Source organism: Niabella aquatica, assembly GCF_054779315.1.
The window spans coordinates 1-24,495 of record NZ_BAAGYM010000014.1 but is presented as its reverse complement, the minus strand read 5'-3'; the positions used below and the strand labels follow the sequence as shown (position 1 = coordinate 24,495).

The following is a 24,495-nucleotide window of genomic DNA, read 5'->3' as shown; positions in this document are numbered from 1 at the left end:
TTTTTTTAGAAGGTTATTTCAATACTGCCTCCGTAAAAAACAGGTAATGGATAAGTTCTGGCACTGTTAGAAGCGTTCCCGAGATTCAGACGGTTATCAAACTCCGTAGTTTCGGGATCAATGAAAGTGAGCTTGCTGAGTGTCACCAGGTTTTGTCCAATGAATGATACGCGTAACCTTTTAACACTCCATTTTTGTGTAACAGATGCAGGTAGCGTATAACCCAGGTTAATATTTTTTAACCGTACGTATGCTGCGTCATATTTATACATATCAGAACCCAGACGCCAGTTGTTGCTATTGGACTGAGACCCAATAACGGCAAGCCTCGGGTAGCGGGCATCAGGATTATCCGGTGTCCAGAAATTGGTTTGATGGGTATAAACTGTTGCTCCATAATTATAATGAAAAGGCTCTACCAGTTCACCGCGCAAAAACTGATCTCTTTTACCTACGCCCTGAATAAAAAGCTGCATATCGAAACCTTTATAGTCCAGCCGGTACGTAAAACCAAATGTATACCTCGGAAACGGATTGCCTAAAACTGTTTTATCAGCATCATCTATCTTACCATCATTGTTCAGGTCTTTAAATTTAATGTCGCCAGGCCCTACCGTAACGCCGGAGGGCTTTGCGGAACTTTGCACATCTGCGTTGTTTTGGAAAAAGCCATTTGTAACAAACCCATAGTACTGTGTTATCGGTTGTCCTACTCTTCGCAATAAAGAATACACATCCTGGTTTATGATTTGTTCTGTTGCGCCGCCTGTAAGCCGGAGCAGCTCATTCTTGGTATCTGCAATATTGACGCTAAAACTTTGGGTTAGTTTGCCGCTTACCAGTTTGTAGGTAGCCTGCGCTTCCCATCCACGATTTCTTACGGCTGCAACGTTATAATCAGGGAATGTAGAAAGGCCAAAGATGAGTGGCACATCCTGACGGCTTTGTAAAATATCGGTAGTTTTCTTGTCGAAATAATCAAACGCAAAAGTAAGCCTGTTATTAAATAGCCCCAGGTCCATTCCCAGATTCAGGGTAGCGGCTTTTTCCCATGTAAGGTCAGGGTTGCCTAAAACATATCCGGCGCCTCCAACAACTGAGTTGTTATAACCATAAGCAGCAGCATAATTAAAATAAGTTGCCTGGTATTGATAGGCGCCAACGTTCTGATTTCCTAATACACCATAAGTTGCACGAATTTTTAAATGATTGATTGCCTTATTCAGGGATGCCATAAATTGTTCATCAGAAACTACCCATCCGGCGCTTATCGAAGGAAAGAAGCCCGTACGGTTTCCTTTTGCAAATCTGGATGAAGCATCCACGCGGAAATTGCCCTCTAAAAGGTATTTATTGGCAAAGGAATAATTAACGCGGCCAAAAAGAGAACTGATACTTGACTCGTTAACAGCAATACTATTATAGGAATTGAGCGGGTCAACAATCGTTCCGGTAGTGGGCGTACCAAGATATTGATCGGTATATAACTTTTGAACCTGCGACCCTTGCTGCCTGTAGTTTTCATTAGAACCGCCAAACAATATTTTAAAGTAATGGTTTTTTACCGCATTAGAATATTCAGCAAATAGTTGTGTGTTGAAAAGCTGGGATTTACTATTATTATCGAATACTGTTCTGTCATCGCCATATATTCCCGAAGGCAGGTAGCTTACCTGTTGCCTTCTAAAAATTAAATTATAACTGTTCAGTGTACCTCCGAAAACGCCCGTCAGCTTTAACCCTTTGGCAAGCGTAAGTTGAGCGTTGAAGTTTCCGAAAATCTCATCATTATCAGACTGGCCAAATCCGCCCTTCATTAAAACACCATACTCATTGTACTGTGAAGCAACATCATTCGTTAAAAAATTTCCGGCAGAGTCCGTCCAGCTATAATTTAACGGGACACGGTTGGCATCTGCAAAAATGTTGTTATTCCCAACTGTATTTGTTTTGTTGCGGGTTTTGGTATAATTTAAAATGATATTGGTTTTTAACCTCCCGATAATGGAAGATTGATTTAAGCGAAGATTATATACCTGGTATCCAAATGGCTTTCCTGACCCTCCATTTCCGATGAGGTTGCTCCCCTGATTTTGATAGCCTCCAGATATATAGTAGGAATTATTTTCACCACCACCACTAATGTTTAAAGTATGTTGCTGCATAGGAGCATTTTTGAGCAAGTGCTCTACATCCCATGTGCCATTTCCCTGCTCTTTTAATTTTTGGATCTGTTCGGGTGTGTAGGCTGGAGGTAAATCAGAATTGATCAAAGCAAGATTTTTGTAATATGCATTGTCCCATGCGCTCACTTTTTCCACCAAAACCCTGGGCACCTGGATACCAAAACTCCCATCGTAACTTACGGTTGGCTTCTGGTTAAGTCTACCGCTTTTTGTTGTAACCAGTATCACGCCGTTAGCAGCCCGGGAGCCATATATTGCCGCAGATCCTGCATCTTTTAAAACAGAAACACTTGCAATGTCATTGGGATTTATCGTATTTATATTACCACCGATGATTCCATCAACAACGATAAGTGGCGTATTATCTCCGGTTGTGCCGATTCCGCGGATATTAAGATTTACGCCACTACCCGGTTCCAGGGAAGGTTGCTGTATGATAAGATTAGGTGCTTCTCCCTGTAAAGCCTGAAGCGCATTGGTAACAGGTTTATTTTCTATATTTTCACTTCCAACCTGGCTTACAGCGCCTGTTAACGACACTTTTCTTTGCGTTCCGTAACCCACAACAACTATATCTTCCAGTGTGGTTTCAATATTGCTTTTTAAAGAAACATTAATAGTAGTATTACTACCAATTAAAATTTGCTGTGAAATAAACCCTGCAAACGAAAATACCAAAGCCTTTGCATCTGCATTTCCTGTAACAGCTATAGAGTAATTTCCCTGGGCATCGGTTGTAGTACCTGTTTTACTGTTTTTCACGGCAACAGAAGTACCTTGTAACGGAGTGCCGGAGCTGTCGGTGACTGTTCCGGTAATAATACGGGTTTCCTGGGCTTGTGATATAAATACCCACAGGAGTAATCCCGCAGTTATCATGCATATTTTAACAATCGCGTGAGAGAATAAATGCCTGGTCAGTTTCATAACGTTTGTTTTAATTTGTAAATAATGGCAAAAGAGAGATCGTTTTTATTTGGTTTGCATATCATATTTTGTTTTCCAGAAATCTTCAATTTCTTCCAACGACTTACCCTTTGTTTCAGGAATTAATTTGAAAGTGAGATATAAGGCGGGTGCGCATAAAACGGCAAAAGTCCAGAACGTTGCTGCAGGGCCCCAGTGGGTACTTTTTAGCATGAGAGGTGTCATCTGGCCTACAAAAAAATTGGCGATCCACATGGATAATATACCTAATGACACGGCTTGCGCACGGATTGCGGTAGGAAATATTTCACTGATGATGATAAAGGACACAGGTCCAAATGAAAAAGCAAAACTTGAAATGAAAAGCAGAATAAATAATAAAATCCAGGGGCCGCTTGTAAGATCATTATAAAATAAGAAACCAATGACAACAAGGGATATAACTGCTAAAAAAATACCCAAAACAAGCAAAGGGCGTCGTCCCCATTTATCAACAGTTAATATAGCAACAAATGTAAATACAACATTTACCAGGCCAATGGTTACCTGCCCCCCAAAAGCATCACCTAATGAAAAACCAGCCTTATCGAGAATGGATGGGCCATAATAAATAATGGCATTAATACCAGATACCTGGGATAGAAAGGGCAGTGCAATACCTATGATCAGTGCGGTTCTGTAGATGGGTGAAAATATTTCTTTGAATGTTCCTTTTTCTTCCCGGATGCCCTGCCTGATGGCATTCATTTCAGCGTCGGCAAGATTTGTATCTGTAATCTTTAAAAGAATGCGCTTTGCTTTAGCCTCTTCATTTTTAAAAATCAACCACCGTGGCGATTCCGGAATAAATAATAACCCGGCCCAGAAGATGAGACTGGGTATCAACCCACACCCTATCATAGCCCGCCAGGGATTTTCTGCCAAAACAAAATGTAAAAAGGAGGATGAGTATTGATTTGCAGAAAATTTCAGAATAAGGACATTTGAAAAATAGGCTGCAACAATGCCAACGGTAATGGCCAACTGGTAAATCGCTACCATTCTCCCCCTGAAAGAGGGCGGCGAAATTTCCGATATATATAAGGGGCAAATCATTGATGCTACCCCAATTCCTAAACCGCCGATAAGCCGGAAGACAATCAGCCAAAAACTGCTGGATGCGAACATACACCCAATTGCCGACAGGAAAAATAACCCAGCAGACAATAGCATAACAAACTTTCGTCCCCGCCAGTCGCTTAACTTCCCGGAAAGAATTACCCCGATGATACAACCCAGTAAGGCCGAGCTCACGAACCAACCTTCCATAAATGATGTAAAACCAAAGTCTTTCACTACAAAGGGTAATACACCAGATATAACCGCCGTATCGAAGCCAAATAAAAAACCTCCAATTGCGGCTATTATGCAAATTCCTGTTACATATCCGTTATAATGCTTTTTTGTCGGCAACGGCCTAATATCAGTATTAGTGGCAAGCATGTGAATATTTTATTTTATAAATGCTTTAATGATTTTTACAGGTTCATTTGTTTCATTCAGTATCTCAAATTCTCCGAGTGCCGCGGGAATAATAAATGTTTCTGCATAGTTGAACCGAGCCGCATCGCTATTTTGCCCGGATTTAACCAAGATAGATTTTCCCTCTACCAGCATCATAACCCAACATTTATTATTAGTGTTAAGATGTATCGATGATTTAAATTCAATCCGGTGTACATCATAAAAATGCTCGGTATGGGTTGGAAGATGCACTAAAGTATATTGATCGTTTTGTTCTATAACCGATGGCCTGGAGATCAACTCTTCGATAACTTTCTCTCCTTTCCTGGAAAAGTCCAGATTTTTAAAAGCGTGCTCAATATTGATAGGACGCGGGTTTCCATCAAGGTCGGGACGTAACCAGTCATACATCTTAAACGTAAATATGTAAGGTGTGGCGCTTATTTCTAATACAAGATTATTTTTCCCAGCGCTATGTACAGTTTGGTTAGGAATCAGGAAGAAATCGTGTTTTTTAGCGTTATGCTTTTGTACATAATTTTCGATTGCTACAGGCACATTATTATTAAAGCTTTCCTCCAGCACATTTTTAAATTCCTGGCGCTCTACCCCTTCCTGGAATCCCAGGTATACCGTGGCCTCTTCTTTGCAATCAAGAATATAATAAGTTTCATCCTGTGTTATCTTTTCACCAAATTCTTTTTGAATATAATCGAGCGAAGGATGGCATTGTATCGAAAGATTTCCTCCTTCTACTGTGTCGAGATAATCGAAACGGATCGGGAATTCATTGCCAAAAGTTGTATAATCCTTTCCAAGAATGTTTTTGCCCGCTATATCCATTAACCATTTAAACGCCACTTCCAGAACGTTTCCATTACTCTCCAGCACTACGCCGTTTTCAGGAACTATTAATTCAAAAGACCAGGCATAGTTTACCTCATCTTTGTTAAGGGCATTGATATGTTGCTTCAACCATTGTCCTCCCCAGGCACCAGCTTCAAACCAGGGTCGCACGCGAATAGGATTAGCGCTTAACGTTTTTAACGCGTCATAAATCGAATCTGCGTATGCCCAGGATACATTATCCCTCCATTGACAATCAGCTATAATATTTATCCTGTCATAAATAAGTTGCCTGTGCTGGTCGTTAACAACCCAATCAACAAAATACAAGCGCTTATATATTTCAGGGTTAGAAAGATGGAAAGTATCTGCCATACTTACTTTCTGGCCGGCTCTCATACGATATTGAATTTCATTTTTCGGTACATCCAGGTATATAAGATCTGGCCAATTTGCAAGTGCTGCGCCACAACCTATGAATATATGTACACCCCCTTTTTCAGAAGGCTTAAACACTTCTATTTCTTCTCTAAAAAAATCTTTTAATTGCAGATTTGCATGCTTTCCCCAAACATCTCCGGGTTCTGATACAAAAGGTTGTATTAATTCGTTTATCTTTTCCGTAGGGAGTTGAAAGTCCGATGTGTTATACCAGTTTACTGTGATGCTATTTTTTTCAAAATAACCTGATAGATTTTGCTGAACCGCCTGCCAGTCATTGCCAACAATACCATCAATCATTACGTATTGACGGGTTGCCAGCCATTCACCTAAAGTGTCATACCCCGTATAAATTTTATTATTTCCAATATTAAAGGAAGGGTATAAATCATACGCGTAATTGGCCAAACCTTTATCCCCGTTGTATTGAGGCATCAAGGGTTGTGAAGTTTTCCTAAATCCTTTTGGCTCCTTTTCTGTTTTGATTTCATTTTCCTTAATTAAGGCTGTCGCTCCGATGATCGATGATAGTTCCATGTTTTCAGAAATTTTTATGGTAGTTGAATAATCACTGTTATAGATATATTTTTTAAAGGAGGGGAGAAATAGTGAAGCTGATTTAGCAATGCTTCCGCCAATAACGATGCAATCAGGCTTAAACGTTTTTAACCAGTCTTTGAGGATGCTGGCGAGGTGCTTACCAAAATCACTGAAAATGTTAATGGCTTCCTGGTCATTATACTCTTTAGCTCTCCGGGCTATATCATAAACCGTATGAGCCTTCAGGGGCGATTGAGCATTATATGTATTCAGTATCCATTTGGAAGAGATATAATCTTCGCTAATCCCCTTTAAATAAGGCAGATTGTATAATTCCCCGTTGGGAGGGATTTGATCACCCCCTTTAATTATTTTACTATTAATAATAAAAGCCGCTCCCAAACCAGTTCCCAGGGTGATCGCAATAAAGCGTTGCTTATCTTTATGGCTTGGGTGAAGGCTTTCACCAAGAGCAAAACATGCAGCATCATTTTCAAATAAGACAGGTATATGATCTTCAATTTCCAATAGTTGTCTCACCACGATTTCAATATTCAATCCATAAAGCGCATTATATTTATTAACATCCTGCATCAGGCAAATACCGTTCTCATAATCAAATGGTCCCGGAACGGCTACAGCTACGCCGCTTAACCGGCCTTTCTTACCTGAAAGCTTAAGCGATTGCTGCATACCCAATTTCCATTCTTTGAGTATCTGTTTTCTGTCACCATTACTGGTTACAGGTTGATTGTTATAAGTTTCCTTTAACAGCTCATTGGTATTGGCATCAATCAGCACAGAGGAAATATGCGATCCACCTATATCAATTCCAAAATAATATTTGTTAGAATGTTCAGACATATATTTGTTGGGATGTTCAGACATAATTGTTTTTGACAAAAAAATTTAAATATTAGCTTTAATGCTTATTGAATACGAGAATTTATCAGAGCGGTAATAGCCAACATTATATTCCACAGGCCGGTCACCCGGATCATACACAAAACGTTCTCTCACCAGAATAGGAGATTCATTCGCAACCTGAAGTTTACTGGCAAGATCTCCCGCAAGCTTTGCGCTAATATGTTCATCAGATCTCAGAACACGTACGCCATATTTGCTTTCAAGCAACGTATAAAGAGGCATAGAAAAATCATCAGTTGGTAAAATTCCTATACGTGGGTGAAAATAACTTTCAAAATATACGATTGGTCCGTCCTTTGTACCTTTAAGCTTGGATAGCTTTAATACCTTTTTTTCAGGAGAAATGTTGAAAAACTGAATGAGCTTTTCGGTGGGTATTACCCACGTTGTTTTAATAAAAAGATTGGATACATGGATCCCTCTTTCTTGCATTTCTTTAGTAAAGCTTTGCCAGTGATCCAGTTCAGTAGAATAGGGTTTACTTTTGGATGCGACTTTTGTTCCTACCCCCTTTTTTCTTTTTAGCAAACCTTCGTACTCAAGTCTATTGGTAGCCTGGCGTATAGTGTTTCTGGAAACGCCTAAAGTATTGGCCAATTCCACTTCCTTGGGCAAAAATGCACCATTCTTAAATTCTGCTGAAGAAATCAAATTTCGAAGTAGCTCTTCAACCTGTACGTGGAGTGGCAATTTACTTGTATGATCAATGGACAAATTCATATAGCTTGTGCAAATGTATGAACATTATTATGAATAAAAAACTTTTTTATTATTTTTCACAAAACGTAATCAGCGAATTAGCTCAAATGAAAAAGCGAAATTCAAATTTTGTCGGATAAGATTTTTTGTGAATCCATCACATTCTTTTTCGTTCCTATCAGCATTTTATAATTATGTATCAGTAAAGACGCCATCTTGACAGTCCTGCAATTCACAAAACTTCAGAAAATCTTCAACAATTAAGTTCGCAACATTTCCGGCCCGCTCTACATAAAAACATGATAATTAATTAATACCATCAATTGTCAGTTTTTTTATTTTTAATCAGGCGTTGATGTTCGTGTTGCGCCTACTTACCTTTTCTTTTTTTCTCAAATGAGGCATTAGCGTCAGAAAACAGAACCTTTCGAACTTGTTTTTGACAGTTCAGATAACCTGATGCGAATCTATTATACGATGTTGTTGAAGCTTACCGATACTCATACTACTCAAAATAGGTTTCGCTCATTTTAATGTAAAATTCTCCGTTTGTAACTTTTTTGAATGACTTCAGATCCGAAGCAAATAAGGTAGATGAAAAAGTTCCTTTTATATATCCATTCTTTATTTCGATAATTTCAGATACAGCATCTGCTACAAGGTTTTCAAACCCAGGTTGCCCGAATATTTCTGTAAGAGCGCCTACAGTCGTCCAACTAACTTTATTTTCATCAGTATAGCCAATTCCGACCTGCGGCCTTTTATTACCCGTACCAGGAATATTCTCGGAAGTGTAGGTTTTCATTGGATCCTTGAATATCGATGGAGCCTCAATTTTATTGTTTCCATACATTACAATATAAATCATCTGACCTCCGGAATTGCTATTATCTGCTGAAGCAGAAACACCGATGTGATAAACAGCTTTTTTTTCCGTTTGTGTTATTGGGCCTGCAGAGGGGCGAACACTATATTTTTTTTGAACACCATCGATCTTAAATTGAATATATCCATCAGGATCTTCCTTTTTCTCTTCAGGAGCGGATTTTTGACATCCTGATAACAATGTTACAAGTAGGCAAAATAAATAAACCCTTAGGCTGTTAGGTAGTTGTTTTGTTTTCATTCTATTGAATACATATTTGGTGTTTAAAGCAAGAATGTATATATGTGAATGCTTTATAAGCAAAATTACTTATTGCTAACCACCGTATAAAGGTAAGAAAATAGTATAAATAGCTTTCCCTTTCGGCTGCGCAAGGTCAAGTAAGTATATCAGGCCCCTATGCTACTACTATCTTTACAGTCAGGCAATTCAGAAAAAGCAACTAAATCTACTAATAACTGGTTCGATAAATTTGCTGTTCTTTCTACAAATTCATTTTTTATATTCTATCCCGAAATAGTTGAAAAGAGATGACAGCAGTTTCTGTTTTGTGGCAGCCTGCACTATCACATAAAGGACTGTTGATCAAAAGTGGCACCTGTTTAGGTGCTGTGCCAGTAGATAGGGTACAAAACAGTTTTATTCTCTGACAGTCAGGTAGGGTATATTTGCTTCATTTAGAACCCCGGGCATTACCGTCCGGGAAAAAAGGATGTGCTCATTAAGCTATATTAATTTACGGTTAACAACTATTCTCCTAAATTTGCATTTCCTTTTGCAATTATGAGTGATGCAATAAAACACGAATGCGGATTGGCATTCATCAGACTCCGAAAAAGTTTTTCCCATTATTTAAAAAAATATGGAACCGTAATGTGGGGGCTGAACAAGCTGTACCTGCTTATGGAAAAACAACATAACCGCGGCCAGGATGGCGCCGGTATTGCCGCAATTAAATTAAATGTGGAGCCCGGCCATCCTTTTATGCACCGCATAAGAAGTGCCCAGGCTGGAGCCATATCTGCTCTTTTTCAAAATATTGCTGAAGAAGTTAATGACCTTGCAAAATACAATCCTGATATTGTAAACCACCCGGGATTAATGAAGGGACATGTAAAATTTTTAGGGGAATTATTGCTGGGGCATTTGCGTTATGGAACACAGGGTAAAAACAATGTGGAGTTTTGCCATCCGTTTATTAAAAGACATACTATTACCACCCGCAATCTTGCTTTAGCGGGTAATTTTAACCTGGTAAATACTGAAGATCTTTTCAGCAAACTGAACATAGATCCCGGACCTTTCCAAAAGCAAAGCGACCTGGCCGCTATGATGGAGATGGTTCATAAGCACCTGGTAGATGCAGATGAAGCTTCTCCTGCCAAGCCTGATATTAATCAAGTGCTGAAAGAAGTGATCCCCCAGTTTGATGGAGGATTCACAGTAGGAGGCGTTACGGGCGACGGTGTGGGTTTTGTTTTCCGCGATCCGCATGGTATACGTCCCTGCTATTATTATATTGATGACGAAGTAATTGTTGCGGCCTCCGAGCGCGCTGCCATTCGCACCACTTTTAACGTAGGTGAAAATGCAGTAAAAGAGCTGATGCCGGGCAATGCGTTGATAGTACATGAAAACGGCAGCTATGAAATTGAGGAAGTAGTAACCCCCAAAGAACGTAAAGCGTGTAGCTTTGAGCGTATCTATTTCTCGCGCGGCAGCGATGAAAAAATTTATAAAGAAAGAAAAGCGCTGGGCTTTAATTTGAGCGAACAGGTGCTCAATGCTATTGATTTCGATTTAAAAAACACCATCTTTTCATATATTCCCAATACAGCCGAAGTAGCCTTCCTGGGCCTGCAGAAGGGAATGCAGATGTACCTGAACAAGATCAAGACCGAGCGTATTTTAAGCTGGGGTAAAGATTATGACGAAGAGAAGCTGAGCGAAATGATCAACCGGCGCATCCGCGTGGGCAAAATAGCCATCAAAGATGTAAAAATGCGCACGTTTATTACCGAGGACGCCAGCAGAAATGAAATGGTACAGCACGTTTACGATGTGACCTATGGCACTGTAAGGCCCGGTATTGATACTATTGTGGTAATAGATGACTCTATTGTACGCGGTACCACCCTGAAGCAAAGCATCATTAAAATGCTGGCACGCCTTAAACCCAAAAAGATACTAATTCTTTCTTCAGCTCCGCAGATCCGTTACCCCGATTGTTACGGTATAGACATGAGCAAAATGGGCGATTTTATAGCCTTTAATGCTGCGGTTGAGATCTTAAAAGACCGGGGCAAAGAAAGCCTGCTGGACGATCTTTGGCAGCAGTGTAAAGAAATGAAAGCCGAAAGCCGCCTGCATGAAGAAAACATGGTGAAGCAGATTTATAAAAGCAGCACCAGCACTGAAATAGCCTATAAAATAGCGGAAATGATTACTCCCAAAGATTTAAATATTCCTGTACAGGTGATTTTCCAGAGTATTGAGGATTTACATAAAGCCTGCCCTAATAACCTGGGCGATTGGTATTTTACCGGTAACTATCCCACTCCGGGAGGCAATCGTGTGGTAAACCAGGCCTTTATGAATTATATGGAAGGCAAGAACGAGCGGGGATATTAACAGCAAAGGATATTTTAAAAGCTTATCCAGCCTGCATTACACGCGTGTATATATGTGGGCTGTTTTATTTCCGGCTCAAACGCATTAAAATACGCAGAGAACTCCCTTTTACAAAACCGTGCTAAAGCTGGGTACGCAATGTATCAGGTCTGTGGCTCTCCACAACACTTTTTGCCGGTTTCAAACGGATTCAACCCTGTTTTTACTATATTTTCCGTTTCATGGCTATGTCTCTTTTTTATGCCGACATTATTACTATTTTTGGCAAAATTGTGAGCATTAAATGAAGACATTAATCATTATCCGCCATGCGAAAGCAGAAGAAAGTCATGGAGAAGCCGATAGCAAACGAAGGCTTACCGAAAGAGGTTTGCAAGATGCTGAGTTAATGGCAAAGAGATTACTTGACAAAGGGTATAAGTTAGATAAGATATTTTCCAGTCCGGCAGTAAGAACCAGGGAAACAACCGCTATTTTTGCTAAAGTGCACCAGGTAGAAAAAGAAGATATTAAATATTTTGACAACCTGTACCTGGGAGATACCCTGCAAATAACAGAGGCGGTAAACTGGCTGCAAAAAAATATTGATACTTTGGCGGTTGTGGGCCATAATCCTGGTGTTACTAATTTTGTAAATGATGTAACCGGTTCGGATATAGATTCGTTGCCTACTTCGGGGATAGCTGTTATAAAAGCCAATTGTGACGACTGGCAAGAATTTAATAATGCTCAGAAAACTTTAGCAGAAGTATTTTCTCCAAAAAGCTGATTGCGGGCAGATAATTGTTGATCGTAAGGAAATGGTGCTGGATTTCATATTTTCTTAAAGTCAACTTTCTGTCATCTGTCAATCGACATCTGTCAGCTAAGATAGGTCATCTGTCAACTCAAAAGAATGGGTCAAAAAAAGCTTATCCGCTTTGCGGAATTAGATACTTTCAAAAATGTATTGCAGTTTCCCGGAAATATGGCGGGTAACTGGCATCAGCATTTTAACAATGATCATCCTATTGTATTAGAACTGGCCTGTGGCAAAGGTGAATATGCGTTTGGCCTGGGCCAGCTGTTCCCCCAGCAAAATGCCATTGGCGTAGATATTAAGGGAAACCGCCTCTGGGTAGGCGCTAAAAAAGCACTGCAAAATAATCTAAGCAATGTGGCTTTTTTACGGGCGCAGATAGAAGGGCTTACACAATATTTTGCCGGCGGCGAAGTAGACGAAATATGGATCACCTTTCCCGATCCGCAGTTGCGCTATTCCAAGGCCAAAAAACGATTAACCCACCCGCGGTTCTTAAGAATATATCAGCAGGTACTGAAACCGGGGGGTAAGATCCATCTAAAAACAGACAGTCCTGACCTGTACCGGTTCACAAAAGAAGTGATCGGCATGTATCACTGTAACCTGCTGGCCGATATAGATGACCTGTATCAACAGGAAGACAGGCCGGAAGCGCTGAAATTAAAAACCCATTATGAAGCGCTTGACATTGCTCAAAGCAGCCGCATTCATTATATATGCTTTACTTTACCGGAACAGCTTCCCGGGCCTGAAAAGGATACGGACCTAAAAGAAGCCATTAAGTATGAGTTGGATAGAGGGTGAAGATTACTACCAGGATGAAGCCGGGATGGTAACGCTTACGGCAAAGTATTTGCTGGAACGCCGATTTTGCTGTGGTAAAGGATGCCTGCGTTGTCCTTATGATTATATAAGAGTTCCTGAGCCAACACGCAGTTATTTGTTGAATGAAAGACAAAAAAACAATAAAAAAGACCCATAGCTTAAAAAGCATTACACCATCAGGAACAACTGATCAGGGCTTTTTCGAGCAGGTATTTGATATAGCCCGCCAGATCCCCAAAGGACGCGTTACGTCCTATGGGGCTATTGCCAGGTGTATTGGCACCGGCAAATCGGCCAGGCTGGTGGGCTGGGCTATGAGCAGCAGCAATAAAGTAAAACCAAAGGTTCCTGCGCACCGTGTAGTGAACAGTGTGGGCCTTCTTTCGGGTAAACATGCTTTTAAAACGCCCACGTTAATGGAAGAGCTTTTAAAGAAAGAGGGAGTTAAGGTAAAAAACGATAAGGTAGTCGATTTTAAAAAGTTGTTCTGGAATCCGGTGGAAGAATTGGGGATTTAAATGAAAAGGTAATAAGGGATTCATTCGCTTCAAAAAATAATCTGTACACCTGCGACAAATCTCCCCTATTTTCGCGCCTTCAAAATGTTTGCTCAAACACATAGTACAACATCTTTACGCTTCAAAGGCTGGAGCCGTAAATCATACGCCGCTTTTTACAGCGTTGGCAGGCATGTTACTATTGGTAATTTAAAAAGCGTGGTTGCTGATACTTTTTTGGGCAAACAAAAAAACAGTTTTTTTTACAACGATGAAGTAAAGCCGGAGCAAGAAGAGGGATGTCCTGCCGATCCGCCGGACGACTGGCTGCAGTTGCTGGCAGAATTACCATCAGGAATACAAAATACTTTTTCTTTTAATACCTGTTTGCTGATCTCTGGCCGGAGAAACAATAGGCTTACCCGTCATTTCGACGAAACTTCTGGAAATTATTTATACCGTTACCATGCAGGTGCGGTTTTTTTATTTATTGGCTGATGGCAGGTATTGCTATCAGCCCTTTTTGTTTAAAATCATAAACTTTAAAAAAATATGAAGAAAGGCTTTATATCGATAATCGGCTTATTGCATACGCTGGCTGCTGTACAAAAGATCAACGCGCAGGAGCAAACATTAGATCCTGTAACCGTAACTTCTTCTTTAGCAGAAAAACGGATATCGGAAACGGGCAGAAATATTACCATTATCCGGGGCGATGATATTTCAAAACTACCGGTTCATTCTTTAGATGAACTGCTCAAATACATTCCCGGGTTAGAAATACAATCCCGCGGGCCCCAGGGCTCGCAAAGCGACATCAGTATACGGGGCGGTACCTTTCAACAGGTGCTGGTTATTTTAGATGGATTAAGGTTAAACGACCCTAATACAGGCCACTTTACTGCTTATATTCCCCTGACACCCGCACAAATAGACCGGATCGAAGTACTGAAAGGAGCATCTGCGGCAGTTTATGGCTCAGATGCGGTAGGTGGCGTTATTAATATCATTACCAAAAGCTCCGGCGCCGTACAAAAAGATGCTAAAGTTTTACAGGCACAGGTAGGAGCCGGTGAATACAATCTTGTAAACACCAGCGTTGGCGGCTTTTGGCAGGCAGGCAGATTAAGTGCGGATGCAGGCATTTTGTCCAATCATTCCACAGGTGTTTTACAAAGAGGTACAAGAGGATATTTTCATAATACATCTGTTTCTGCAGGCTTCCGTTATCAATTGAACAGATACTGGAATATATCTGCCCGAACAGCCTATGATAACAGGGATTTTGCTGCACAGAATTTTTATACCACGTCTGCATCAGATACCGCTTCAGAAACAGTGCGCAGCTGGTGGCACCAGTTAAAAGTTGGTTTTGAAAAAAAACGTTCCAAACTTAGTGTGAATGCGGGGTATAAGACCCTGAACGATGCATATGCCTTTAACAGCGTTGCCCCTGCCAATCAAAATACTTCCAAACTCTTTCAGTCGTTATTACTATTTCAGCAACAACTGGCAGAAAACACATTGCTGACCACCGGGCTGAATTACCAGCATAAAACTATTGTTTCTAACGACAGGGGCAATCACTCTTTAAATATAGCAGCGCCGTTTGCAGGTATTTCGCAGCAAATCGGCCGGAATCTTAATTTATTGCCATCTGTAAGGATAGAATTTATCGGAGAAAATAAAGCAGAGTGGCTGCCTCAGCTAAACGCTTCTTTACATATCAGTAACTGGCAGATGAGAGCAAGCGGTGGCAGAACCATACGCGATGCCGATTTTACGGAGCGATATAACAATTATGGGAAGTCCGCTATTTCCAATGGTCAACGAGTGGGGTATCCCGGGCTGGTACCCGAAGTATCCTGGAATTATGAGGCTGGATTTGACTGGTTTTACCAATCCCGGTTCAGGCTGTCTTCTACGTTTTTCCAGCGTTTTCATAGCCGGCTGATAGACTGGATCTCTACCCCTTATGCCGATATGCCAAGAAAAGATAACCTTGACGCTGCAGGCACTTATGCACTGGCAAAGAATATTGCCGAAGTCAGTACAACCGGGTTTGAAACAGACGCCCAATACCTGGGTAGGATTAACGATAAACAGCGCTTAGTGCTAAACGGCGGGGTAGTATGGCTGTATAGCAGCAGCAGCGAAGCAGCCCCCTCGTTTTATATATCCTCTCATGCAAGATTTTTAAGTAACTTTAATATACAATATGAAGCAGGTAATTGGGCACTTGGGTTGACCGGTATTTACAAAAGCCGCAATCCGCAGCAGGCCTCTCCCATTAATGCTTTTGTAAGCAAAGACTATTTTGTATTAAATGGCAGGGGATCCTATAGCTTTATTCAAAAACGCCTGGCAGCTTTTATACAGGTGGATAATATTTTTGATAGAAATTACAGCGATCTGTTAGGCGCACCCATGCCCGGCCGATGGTTGCAGGGAGGTATAAGCTTTAATATGGTAAAAGTAAAATAATGCATTCGGCCTGGTATCGCTCAAAACAGGATGTAAACGCCGAAATTCCTTTGCATAAAAAAATCCCGTATACTCTCGCAATGGTTTTATTTTTGCGCAAAATTGATTTATAATGTTACAAGTAAATGTGATCAGGCAAAATGTGCAGGAAGTGAAAGAACGCCTGGCAGTGAAGAACTTTAAAAACCCCGAGCTGGTTGATAAGGTCATTGAACTGGACGACCGGCGTAAAAAACTGCAATTAGAATTCGATACCACGCAGGCCTCGGTGAACAGCGTATCCAAAGAAATTGGCGGCCTGATGGCGAAAGGCGAGAAAGAAGCTGCTGAAGCTAAGAAAAAAGAAGTGGCAGAATTGAAAGCCCGCTTACAACCGGTCAATGAAGAGCTAACAGGTACAGAAGCAGCATTGCAGGAAATACTGGTGCAGTTACCTAATTTACCATCCCCACTGGTACCTGAAGGCCATAGCGCGGAAGATAATGAAGTAATACGTGAAGGAGGCCACAGGCCGGTGCTATACGCAGGGGCCCAGCCACACTGGGACCTCATCAGGGAATATGATATCGTTGATTTTGAAACAGGCGCCAAGCTTACCGGCAGCGGGTTCCCGTTATATAAAGGTGCGGGCGCAAAATTACAGAGAGCATTGGTTCAGTATTTCCTGGACTATAATATTAAAGCGGGCTATACCGAATACCTGCCACCGTTTATGGTAAACGAGGCATCCGCTTATGGTACCGGCCAGTTGCCAGATAAAGAAGGCCAGATGTACCATATGCCCGCTGACAATTTTTATATGATCCCTACATCCGAGGTACCGGTTACCAATATTTACCGCGATGAGATCTTAAAAGCAGAGCAATTGCCTGTTAAGATGACAGCCTATTCTCCCTGTTTCAGAAGAGAAGCGGGTAGCTTTGGCAAGGACGTGCGTGGGTTGAACCGCGTGCACCAGTTTGAAAAAGTAGAAATTGTACAATTGGTGCATCCTGCCCAAAGCTACGAGGCCCTGGACGAAATGGTCGCGCATGTGGAACAGCTGCTGAGCTCCCTGGAACTTCCCTATCGTATTTTAAGGCTTTGTGGTGGCGACATGAGCTTTACTTCGGCGCTTACCTACGATTTTGAGGTGTACAGCGCGGCACAGGAGCGCTGGCTGGAAGTGAGCTCTACTTCTAACTTTGAAAGCTATCAAACCAACCGCATGAAGATCCGCTTTAAAGATGAAAACAATAAAACCCAGCTGGTGCATTCGCTCAATGGCAGCTCCCTGGCACTGCCGAGGATAGTAGCCTGTATTTTAGAAAATAATCAAACAGAAACGGAGATCCGATTACCAAAAGTGTTACATTCATATTTCGGAAGGGAAACGATCTCTAAATAAAAATATATGAAGAAAACAATCATTGCTTTAAGTGTACTAACTTCTGTTATAGTGGCTTGTACTCCCAAAGCTTCAAAAACACCTGCGTCACCGCCCGTAGTTGAAGCGGCCGTTAAAGCAGGCAACAAAGAAGCAGGAGGTATATTAATTAGCTCGGCCAAATGTACCAGGTGCCATAAAGATGAAAAAGATCATGTGCCTAATCATACATTCGAAGAGCAGGAAAAGCTGATGCAGGCAATGGCTAAAAAAGCGAAGCTTACACCAGAGGAAACGATCGATCTTATGGCTTATGTAAAAGCCAACGCAAAAAAATAACATCGTCTTTAAAATAATACGCCATTCTGGAAAAGCGGATTTACAACTAATTGTAAATCCGCTTTTTATTAGGTATAAAATAGGATAATGACCGTTGTACACCTACCAGGTAAAAGTATTCCCGCATGTTTTTTGTAATCTTTACCCTGCATTGCATTTAAACTTTTCATACGATCCGGAGTCAAGTAAAAAAGCTGTTGGCATGGAGATTTCAAACCAGTTAAAAAATCAACACCTAATGTGGCGGGCCGGTTTTGGTCCCTCAGTAGAGCAGTTGGGCGATCTGCCTAAATACAAGCCGGAAAGATATTATAAGGCTTTGGTAAAAGCATCGGCAAAAGAGCCGCAATACATTAATGTAGCAAGCGATACTCTTATAGATCTTTATGAGCAACAACAAGACGCCGGAAAAAGAAAAAACCTGGATGAAACGCAGCGTCGCGAGATTAATAAGATGCAGCAAGCCGCGGTAAGGGACCTAAACCTTTACTGGTTCAAAGAAATGGTCAGCACTCCGGCACAATTACGCGAAAAAATGGCTTTTTTCTGGCATGGTCATTTTGCCAGCAGGAATAATAATATCTTCTATAATCAGCTGCTACTGCATGTTTTCAGAAAATATGGGTTAAGCGATTTCGGAACTTTACTCAAACAGGTTTCTCAGTCAGCGTCCATGCTTTATTTCTTAAATAACCAGCAGAACCGGAAAGGCAGACCCAATGAAAATTTTGCCCGTGAAGTAATGGAGCTGTTCACGATGGGGCGCGGAAACTACACCGAGAAAGATATTAAAGAAGCGGCCCGTGCTTTTACCGGATGGACAGCCAACAGCAAAGGCGAATTTGTTTTTCGGGAGAACTTTCACGATAACGGCGAGAAAACCGTATTGGGTCAAACCGGCAATTTTAACGGGGAAGATGTGCTGGATATAATCTTAGCGAATAAGCAGACAGCAAGATTCATTGCTCAAAAAATCTATACCTTTTTTGTGAACGATAAGATAGATGAGCCGATTGTTAATAACCTTGCTGAACAGTTTTACAATAATAAATATAATATAGCGGCGTTGATGGAAGCCATTTTTACCAGCGGCTGGTTTTATGACGCCAGGAATATCGGCGCTAAAATAAAATCACCTGTTGATTTATTGGCAGGCATACAACGCATGATCCCTATGAAGCTGGAAAATGATTACGCATTGCTGAACATGCAAAAAATATTAGGCCAGCAGTTATTGTACCCGCCCAATGTTGCAGGCTGGCCGGGCGGCAGATCGTGGATCGACAGCAGCACCCTGATGATGCGGTTGCGGATACCACAAATGTTTAATGATAAAGACGAGTTAAACGTAGCGCCCAAGCAGGATGACGACGTGATGATGGGAAGAAAAACAGACGGGAGCGCTGCGGTGCCGGTAAAAGCACCGGCACCTAAAAAAGTGTATGGCGCGGTAGCAGCAAAGATCAATTGGTCTGGAAATATCAGTCAATATGAAAAAATAAAAAAAGAACAATTGCTCGATGCTATAAAAAATAATTTATTACAGGCAGGACACTCTAAAGTAGAAGAAGTGGTAAGCAGAAATATAGACACTTCGTCCCGGGAGGCATATATAAAGTCGGCTACAGTGCAGCTGATGAGCACACCGGAATACCAGATGTGCTGATAAGTGGAGCGTGAGGGGTGAATAGTGGTTAAAATATAAGGTGTAAGTATCCCATATTAGGCATTCAACATTGAACATATTACTATGTTAATCAGGCGTAAAGAATTTTTACAGATAGGTTCGCTGGCAACCGCATCTATGATGATGCCCAAATTTTTAAAGGCTTTTGAGTCTAACGCTTTGGTACCACCGGGCAATAAGGTAGTGGTAGTGGTACAGTTAAGCGGTGGCAATGACGGATTAAATACCGTTATACCCGTTCGGAACGATATTTACTATAAGCTTCGGCCCGGCCTGGGTATTAAGATGGATAAAACGGCTGCGCTTACGGATGAGGTAAGCCTGCACCCCGCTTTAACAGTATTTAAAAGCCTGTATGATGAAGGGAACCTGGCTATCCTTAATAACGTAGGCTATCCCAATCCCGACCGCTCGCATTTCAGGAGCATGGATATCTGGCATTCGGCAAGCAAAAGCAATGATTACTGGAACACCGGCTGGATAGGGCGTTACCTGGATGCCCAGTGCAGCGGCTGCGATAAACCCACTCAGGCGCTTGAGGTAGATGATGTATTAAGCCTGGCCTTGAAAGGAGAAACCGCCAATGCCATTGCGGTGAAAGATCCCCGGCGTTTATATGGAACTTCTAATGAAAAATTTTTTAAAGAGGTAATGAAAAATCATGCCCATGATCATGATGATGAAGAGCCGGTGGAATATCTTTATAAAACAATGGCTCAAACGCTATCCTCTGCTGATTATATTTTTAAACAAAGCCGTTTGCATCCAACAGGAGCCAGCTATCCCAATACCGAGTTAGGGAATGGATTTAAAACAATCGCCTCTCTTATTTATTCTGATATCAATACCAAAGTATATTATATTTCTTTAGGCAGTTTTGATACCCATGTAGGCCAGGAAGCCCAGCAGGAAAGGCTCTTCACACAAATGAATGACGCCGTAAGAGCTTTTACTGATGATTTGAAGAAGAATGGCCGTATGAATGATGTGCTGCTGTTCACCTTCTCTGAATTTGGAAGAAGGGTAGCGCAAAACGCCAGTAATGGCACCGACCATGGTACCGCCAATAACATGTTTTTAATAAGCGGGGACCTAAAGCAAAAAGGCATTTTAAATGCCATGCCAGACCTGTCAGACTTAAACGATGGCGATTTGAAGTATCATATTGACTTTAAAGATGTGTATGCAACGGTATTGAAAAACTGGCTGAATGCTGACGCCGATAAGATATTAGGCGGGCATTATAATACGCTTGGCTTCGTGTAATACACAGATAGTGTTTATACGAACTTTTTACTTATGAAGGTGTTTTCTATGAAACACTTTATACATGGATCGTTCCCTTAAAGATTTAAAAATTTTTATGAAGATTGCCTTTTCAGAAGGCATTTCTTACCTGCTGTTGCTACTTATAGCGATGCCTCTTAAATATTACGCTGATTTTCCTGAAGTGGTGAAATACACCGGCTGGTTGCACGGTATACTGTTTGTTTTATTCTGTATATACCTGTTAAAAGTATGGATTGGTCTGAAATGGAGTTTAGGGAAAGTCCTTATTGCTTTTGTCGCATCATTAGTGCCTTTCGGCACATTTTTACTGGATGCAAGACTAAAGAAAGAATATCCTGAAGTAAAAACAGCATAGACTTAACGTCTGTCATCATTCAGAATAATATTTCTTGCTATATTCAGCAGCCGTTCTTTATCGCCGGAAAGGCCGCCTCCGCTGTAAATATTCATATCCAGCTCATTCAGTAAACTAATCACTTCATTTTGCCGGGTTGAAGGGAAACGGTTTTCTGTCATTACCTGTATGAGCCTGTTCGTAGTAATATTTTGAGGCAAAGCGAGCCGTTCCTCAAGCCAGGCGGTTAATGCCCGCTTCAGAGTCACATAAAACGTATCCCCGGTATAGTGAAGGGTATCCCCGGCCTCCTTCAACAATTCTTCTGCGCGGCTGGTATTACCAGAGAGGTGTACAGGTTCCTGCTTATTTTGTTCCGGAATAGCTGCAGGACGCATGCGGTTCTTTCTATTCCTGATCACGAACAATAACAATAATGTGCCCAGGATGACTGCTCCGGCAATCAGCAGCGCTGTATTATCCTTTCCCTTTTGATCCTGCATTATGCCTTCCGCCCCCGCATTTCTTTCCTGCACTACGTTAAACTCAACCGGAATATTGGTAATAGTCTTGTACTGGTTGGTTATTACATCAAAAAAGGTAAACTGAACAGAGGGAATCGTATATCGTCCTGCCCTCTCAGCCTTAAAAGGTATAGTAAAAGACTTATAGCCATTACCTTCAGGAGTTTTTGCTTTGTCTTCATCTATCTTCGAAGGAAATACTTCTACGCCACCTGGCCAGTTTATTTCGGGCTGCTTTACCTTAGAAAAATCACCTTTGCCTAAAAAAGTTATGGTTAAGTGTCCCTGCTCTCCCGGGGCATAAATAACTTTAGACAGTTCTACATTCATTTTAAAATCGCCTGTTACACCGTCAAAACCCTGAGGCTGAGAGGCGGCAGGCAATGCAGTAACCAAAACCGACAGGGGAACAGACGCTATCTGCAAGGTGTAATAGCCGTTGTTTAAGGAATAGTCTTCGCTTACACCATCCAGGACAGGATCTTTATTGCCATTCGCATCCACCAGCCTCACGCGGTTACGCATGGTTAATGCCCCCAATATAAACCTTCCTGCTTTGTAAGGCGTAAGCTGCAGCTTTAAAATGGTATGTACATCAAAAACAACACCGTCAACATTTTCGCGCGCAGGAGTTATATCTGCTTCTCCCATAAGATCTTTTATATCAAATCCGTCAAAAGATGGTCTTTTCACGATATTCGATTCAGAAGCCATGGCACTGTACAGCTTATAGGTAACGGTGATAGGTTCGCCTACAAATACATCAGTGCTGCTTGCTTCAACTTTTAAGAAGATATTGCTTTTTAAACGATCCTGTAAAGAAACGTATTCATCACCCTGTGCACGGCAAATGCCCGTTAACAAGATAAAAAATATAGATAAAAGTGTTCTCATTAATAACCAGATTATTGTTTGCTCGCCTGTTTTGACCCAATAGCAGCAGTGTGCCTCCGTTTACGAACTGTAAGGATAATTAGAGGTCACCCGCCTGTGGCCTCAATATAATATCTTCTACACATGCTGCAAAAGAAAGCTGTGAAGCGGCAAAAACCATCTTCGCGATATCTTCAGCTTCCATTATCCGTTTATTGCTGTTATCAAATCCTTCCCAGGAATCGGTAAACACAGCGCCCGGAAATACGGATGTAACTTTTATTCCATACGGCATCAGCTCTTCCCGGAGATTAGCACTAAATCCGTGAAGAGCATATTTGCTGATACTGTAAGCACCCCCGTTAGGATATGCCTTTAAAGATGCAATAGAGCATATATTAAAGATATGTCCCTGCTGGTGCTGCATCATTACAGGCAATAGAGCTCTTGTAACGTGGTAGGCACTGTAGAGGTTGATAGCTACCTGCCTTTCGAGCGTTCCATCCGGTTCATCACTGATATTGCCCGGTTCAAAAAAACCGGCATTGTTAATCAAAACCTGTGGCTGGGTATTTTCCAGGCACCAGTTTCCAAAATCAATGGCTTTTTCTTTTTGTGAAAGATCAAAAGCTTTAGCCTGTATTTCAACCTTGGGGTATCTTGTTTGAAGTGTTTCCATCGCCTCGTATAGCTTAAAGCCGCTACGTGAGGTGATCGTCAGGTTATAACCATTTTGTGCAAATATTTCTGCAATGGCAAAGCCTATCCCCCTTGATGCGCCTGTAATTATTACATTTTTCATAATATTATCTTTTCTTGATCTGCAATAAACATACCGTGCAAAGTTCTGTATTTAAGATTTAGTATTTTATTTTTACAGGCTATGCGATATAAACATTTATTTTTTGACCTGGATCATACGCTTTGGGATTTCGACTCAAACGCAAAGCTTACCCTGGCCGATCTTTATCATACACTAAAGCTTAAAGAAAGAGGTGTGTATGATTTTGAGTTGTTTTACAGGAATTATCTTGCCCACAATACCATGCTTTGGGCAAGATACCGGAATGGGTTTATTAAACAGGCAGAGCTGCGCGTAAAAAGAATGCGCCTGTCTCTGCTCGACTTTAAAATTGGCGACGAAACCCTGGCAGAATCCATGAGCAGGCAATTTTTAGAAATGCTCCCTACCCGAAATGTATTATTTCCTTACGCTATTGAAATTTTAGAGTACCTGCATAATAAAAATTACAGGCTGCACCTCATTACCAATGGTTTTGAAGAAGTGCAGCATCATAAAATAAACAATTCAAAGATTAACCACTTCTTTGATAAGGTAATAACATCTGAAGGCAGCAATAGCCTAAAGCCGAATAAAGAGATTTTTGAATTTGCATTAGCTGCAACCAAAGCCAATATTAGTGAGAGCATCATGCTGGGTGATGACATGGAGGCTGATATTATTGGCGCCAGCAATGCCGGGCTGGACCAGGTATTTATTAACCATGTAGATGCCGCACCGGATTTTAAACCAACTTATATGGTTAGATCATTAAAAGAGCTGGAAAATATATTTTAGCACCTCGGCGTGCAGGAACATAAGATAAATTAAAGCCTGTGAATGTTTTGTCTATATGGAACAAGCGACGGGGATAATCTTTTTACGAGACCGGTACTTAAAATGATAACGGTATTATCTGTTTTAGACAGATTTAGATAAAGCTTCTCTTGTGACCCGAGGTATTTTTGGAGCTGTATTCTGCCGCAGGTATTACACGTTTATTAAGGGTCTTCCTGAAAATATGTAATGCAGTGTAGGCTTGTATTTTATTAGCAAAAGAATATAAAAAATGCCTCATTTGGAGCAAAAATTGCTTTAAGTGAGGCA

Annotated in this window: 20 protein-coding genes; 13 read left to right on the top strand and 7 right to left on the bottom strand. The window is 41.2% G+C overall.

Annotated features, from left to right (window positions below; translation table 11 throughout):
* Window positions 1-5: 5 nt before the first annotated feature.
* The 5 genes from ACYVBM_RS12080 to ACYVBM_RS12060 all read right to left on the bottom strand — a co-directional run bounded on the left by ACYVBM_RS12080 (window position 6) and on the right by ACYVBM_RS12060 (window position 9,195).
* The gene (locus tag ACYVBM_RS12080; RefSeq protein WP_460685918.1) at window positions 6-3,113 is read right to left on the bottom strand and encodes a SusC/RagA family TonB-linked outer membrane protein; all 3,108 of its coding nucleotides are present in this window, start codon (window positions 3,111-3,113) and stop codon (window positions 6-8) included.
* A 45-nt stretch (window positions 3,114-3,158) separates the two neighbouring features.
* Window positions 3,159-4,595, bottom strand: coding sequence for a sugar porter family MFS transporter (locus tag ACYVBM_RS12075; protein ID WP_460685917.1), 1,437 nt, complete (start codon window positions 4,593-4,595; stop codon window positions 3,159-3,161).
* Between the two features lie 9 nt (window positions 4,596-4,604).
* On the bottom strand, window positions 4,605-7,331 hold the full coding sequence (locus ACYVBM_RS12070) for an ROK family protein (protein WP_460685916.1): 2,727 nt from the start codon (window positions 7,329-7,331) through the stop codon (window positions 4,605-4,607).
* A gap of 21 nt (window positions 7,332-7,352) precedes the next feature.
* Window positions 7,353-8,090 (bottom strand): GntR family transcriptional regulator, encoded by a 738-nt coding sequence (locus tag ACYVBM_RS12065; RefSeq protein ID WP_460685915.1) that lies wholly within the window; start codon window positions 8,088-8,090, stop codon window positions 7,353-7,355.
* A gap of 484 nt (window positions 8,091-8,574) precedes the next feature.
* Window positions 8,575-9,195, bottom strand: coding sequence for a hypothetical protein (locus tag ACYVBM_RS12060; RefSeq protein WP_460685914.1), 621 nt, complete (start codon window positions 9,193-9,195; stop codon window positions 8,575-8,577).
* A 543-nt stretch (window positions 9,196-9,738) separates the two neighbouring features.
* Here ACYVBM_RS12060 and ACYVBM_RS12055 point away from each other — a divergent pair.
* The 12 genes from ACYVBM_RS12055 (at window position 9,739) to ACYVBM_RS12000 (ending at window position 21,231) form a co-directional block, all read left to right on the top strand.
* Window positions 9,739-11,586, top strand: a complete 1,848-nt coding sequence (locus ACYVBM_RS12055; RefSeq protein WP_460685913.1) for an amidophosphoribosyltransferase — start codon at window positions 9,739-9,741, stop codon at window positions 11,584-11,586.
* A 283-nt stretch (window positions 11,587-11,869) separates the two neighbouring features.
* A complete protein-coding gene (locus tag ACYVBM_RS12050) occupies window positions 11,870-12,355 on the top strand; it encodes a SixA phosphatase family protein (protein WP_460685912.1) in 486 nt (161 codons plus the stop codon).
* Window positions 12,356-12,481: 126 nt separating this feature from the next.
* Entirely contained in the window at window positions 12,482-13,192 is a 711-nt protein-coding gene (trmB, locus tag ACYVBM_RS12045; protein WP_460685911.1) for a tRNA (guanosine(46)-N7)-methyltransferase TrmB, read from the top strand.
* Window positions 13,173-13,370: a DUF5522 domain-containing protein gene (locus tag ACYVBM_RS12040; protein ID WP_460685910.1), complete on the top strand. Its 198-nt coding sequence runs from the start codon at window positions 13,173-13,175 to the stop codon at window positions 13,368-13,370. Before trmB ends, ACYVBM_RS12040 begins: the two co-directional genes overlap by 20 nt.
* A complete protein-coding gene (locus ACYVBM_RS12035; RefSeq protein ID WP_460685909.1) occupies window positions 13,336-13,731 on the top strand; it encodes an MGMT family protein in 396 nt (131 codons plus the stop codon). Before ACYVBM_RS12040 ends, ACYVBM_RS12035 begins: the two co-directional genes overlap by 35 nt.
* Window positions 13,732-13,815: 84 nt before the next feature.
* The gene (locus ACYVBM_RS12030) at window positions 13,816-14,208 is read left to right on the top strand and encodes a hypothetical protein (RefSeq protein ID WP_460685908.1); all 393 of its coding nucleotides are present in this window, start codon (window positions 13,816-13,818) and stop codon (window positions 14,206-14,208) included.
* Window positions 14,209-14,262: 54 nt separating this feature from the next.
* A complete protein-coding gene (locus ACYVBM_RS12025) occupies window positions 14,263-16,194 on the top strand; it encodes a TonB-dependent receptor plug domain-containing protein (protein WP_460685907.1) in 1,932 nt (643 codons plus the stop codon).
* A gap of 112 nt (window positions 16,195-16,306) precedes the next feature.
* Window positions 16,307-17,581, top strand: coding sequence for a serine--tRNA ligase (gene serS, locus ACYVBM_RS12020; protein WP_460685906.1), 1,275 nt, complete (start codon window positions 16,307-16,309; stop codon window positions 17,579-17,581).
* Between the two features lie 6 nt (window positions 17,582-17,587).
* On the top strand, window positions 17,588-17,899 hold the full coding sequence (locus ACYVBM_RS12015) for a hypothetical protein (protein WP_460685905.1): 312 nt from the start codon (window positions 17,588-17,590) through the stop codon (window positions 17,897-17,899).
* Window positions 17,900-18,101: 202 nt separating this feature from the next.
* Window positions 18,102-19,565: a DUF1800 domain-containing protein gene (locus ACYVBM_RS12010; protein WP_460685904.1), complete on the top strand. Its 1,464-nt coding sequence runs from the start codon at window positions 18,102-18,104 to the stop codon at window positions 19,563-19,565.
* An 84-nt stretch (window positions 19,566-19,649) separates the two neighbouring features.
* On the top strand, window positions 19,650-20,852 hold the full coding sequence (locus ACYVBM_RS12005; RefSeq protein WP_460685903.1) for a DUF1501 domain-containing protein: 1,203 nt from the start codon (window positions 19,650-19,652) through the stop codon (window positions 20,850-20,852).
* 97 nt (window positions 20,853-20,949) lie between these two features.
* Window positions 20,950-21,231, top strand: a complete 282-nt coding sequence (locus tag ACYVBM_RS12000; protein ID WP_460685902.1) for a DUF3817 domain-containing protein — start codon at window positions 20,950-20,952, stop codon at window positions 21,229-21,231.
* A 2-nt stretch (window positions 21,232-21,233) separates the two neighbouring features.
* On the opposite strand, the gene ACYVBM_RS11995 is transcribed toward ACYVBM_RS12000, so the two are convergent.
* Together ACYVBM_RS11995 and ACYVBM_RS11990 are read right to left on the bottom strand one after the other, a co-directional pair.
* Window positions 21,234-22,628: a BatD family protein gene (locus ACYVBM_RS11995; protein ID WP_460685901.1), complete on the bottom strand. Its 1,395-nt coding sequence runs from the start codon at window positions 22,626-22,628 to the stop codon at window positions 21,234-21,236.
* A gap of 79 nt (window positions 22,629-22,707) precedes the next feature.
* The gene (locus ACYVBM_RS11990; protein WP_460685900.1) at window positions 22,708-23,409 is read right to left on the bottom strand and encodes an SDR family oxidoreductase; all 702 of its coding nucleotides are present in this window, start codon (window positions 23,407-23,409) and stop codon (window positions 22,708-22,710) included.
* Between the two features lie 81 nt (window positions 23,410-23,490).
* On the opposite strand from ACYVBM_RS11990, the gene ACYVBM_RS11985 reads away from it, so the two are divergent.
* Window positions 23,491-24,186, top strand: coding sequence for a YjjG family noncanonical pyrimidine nucleotidase (locus tag ACYVBM_RS11985; RefSeq protein WP_460685899.1), 696 nt, complete (start codon window positions 23,491-23,493; stop codon window positions 24,184-24,186).
* Window positions 24,187-24,495 lie beyond the last annotated feature (309 nt).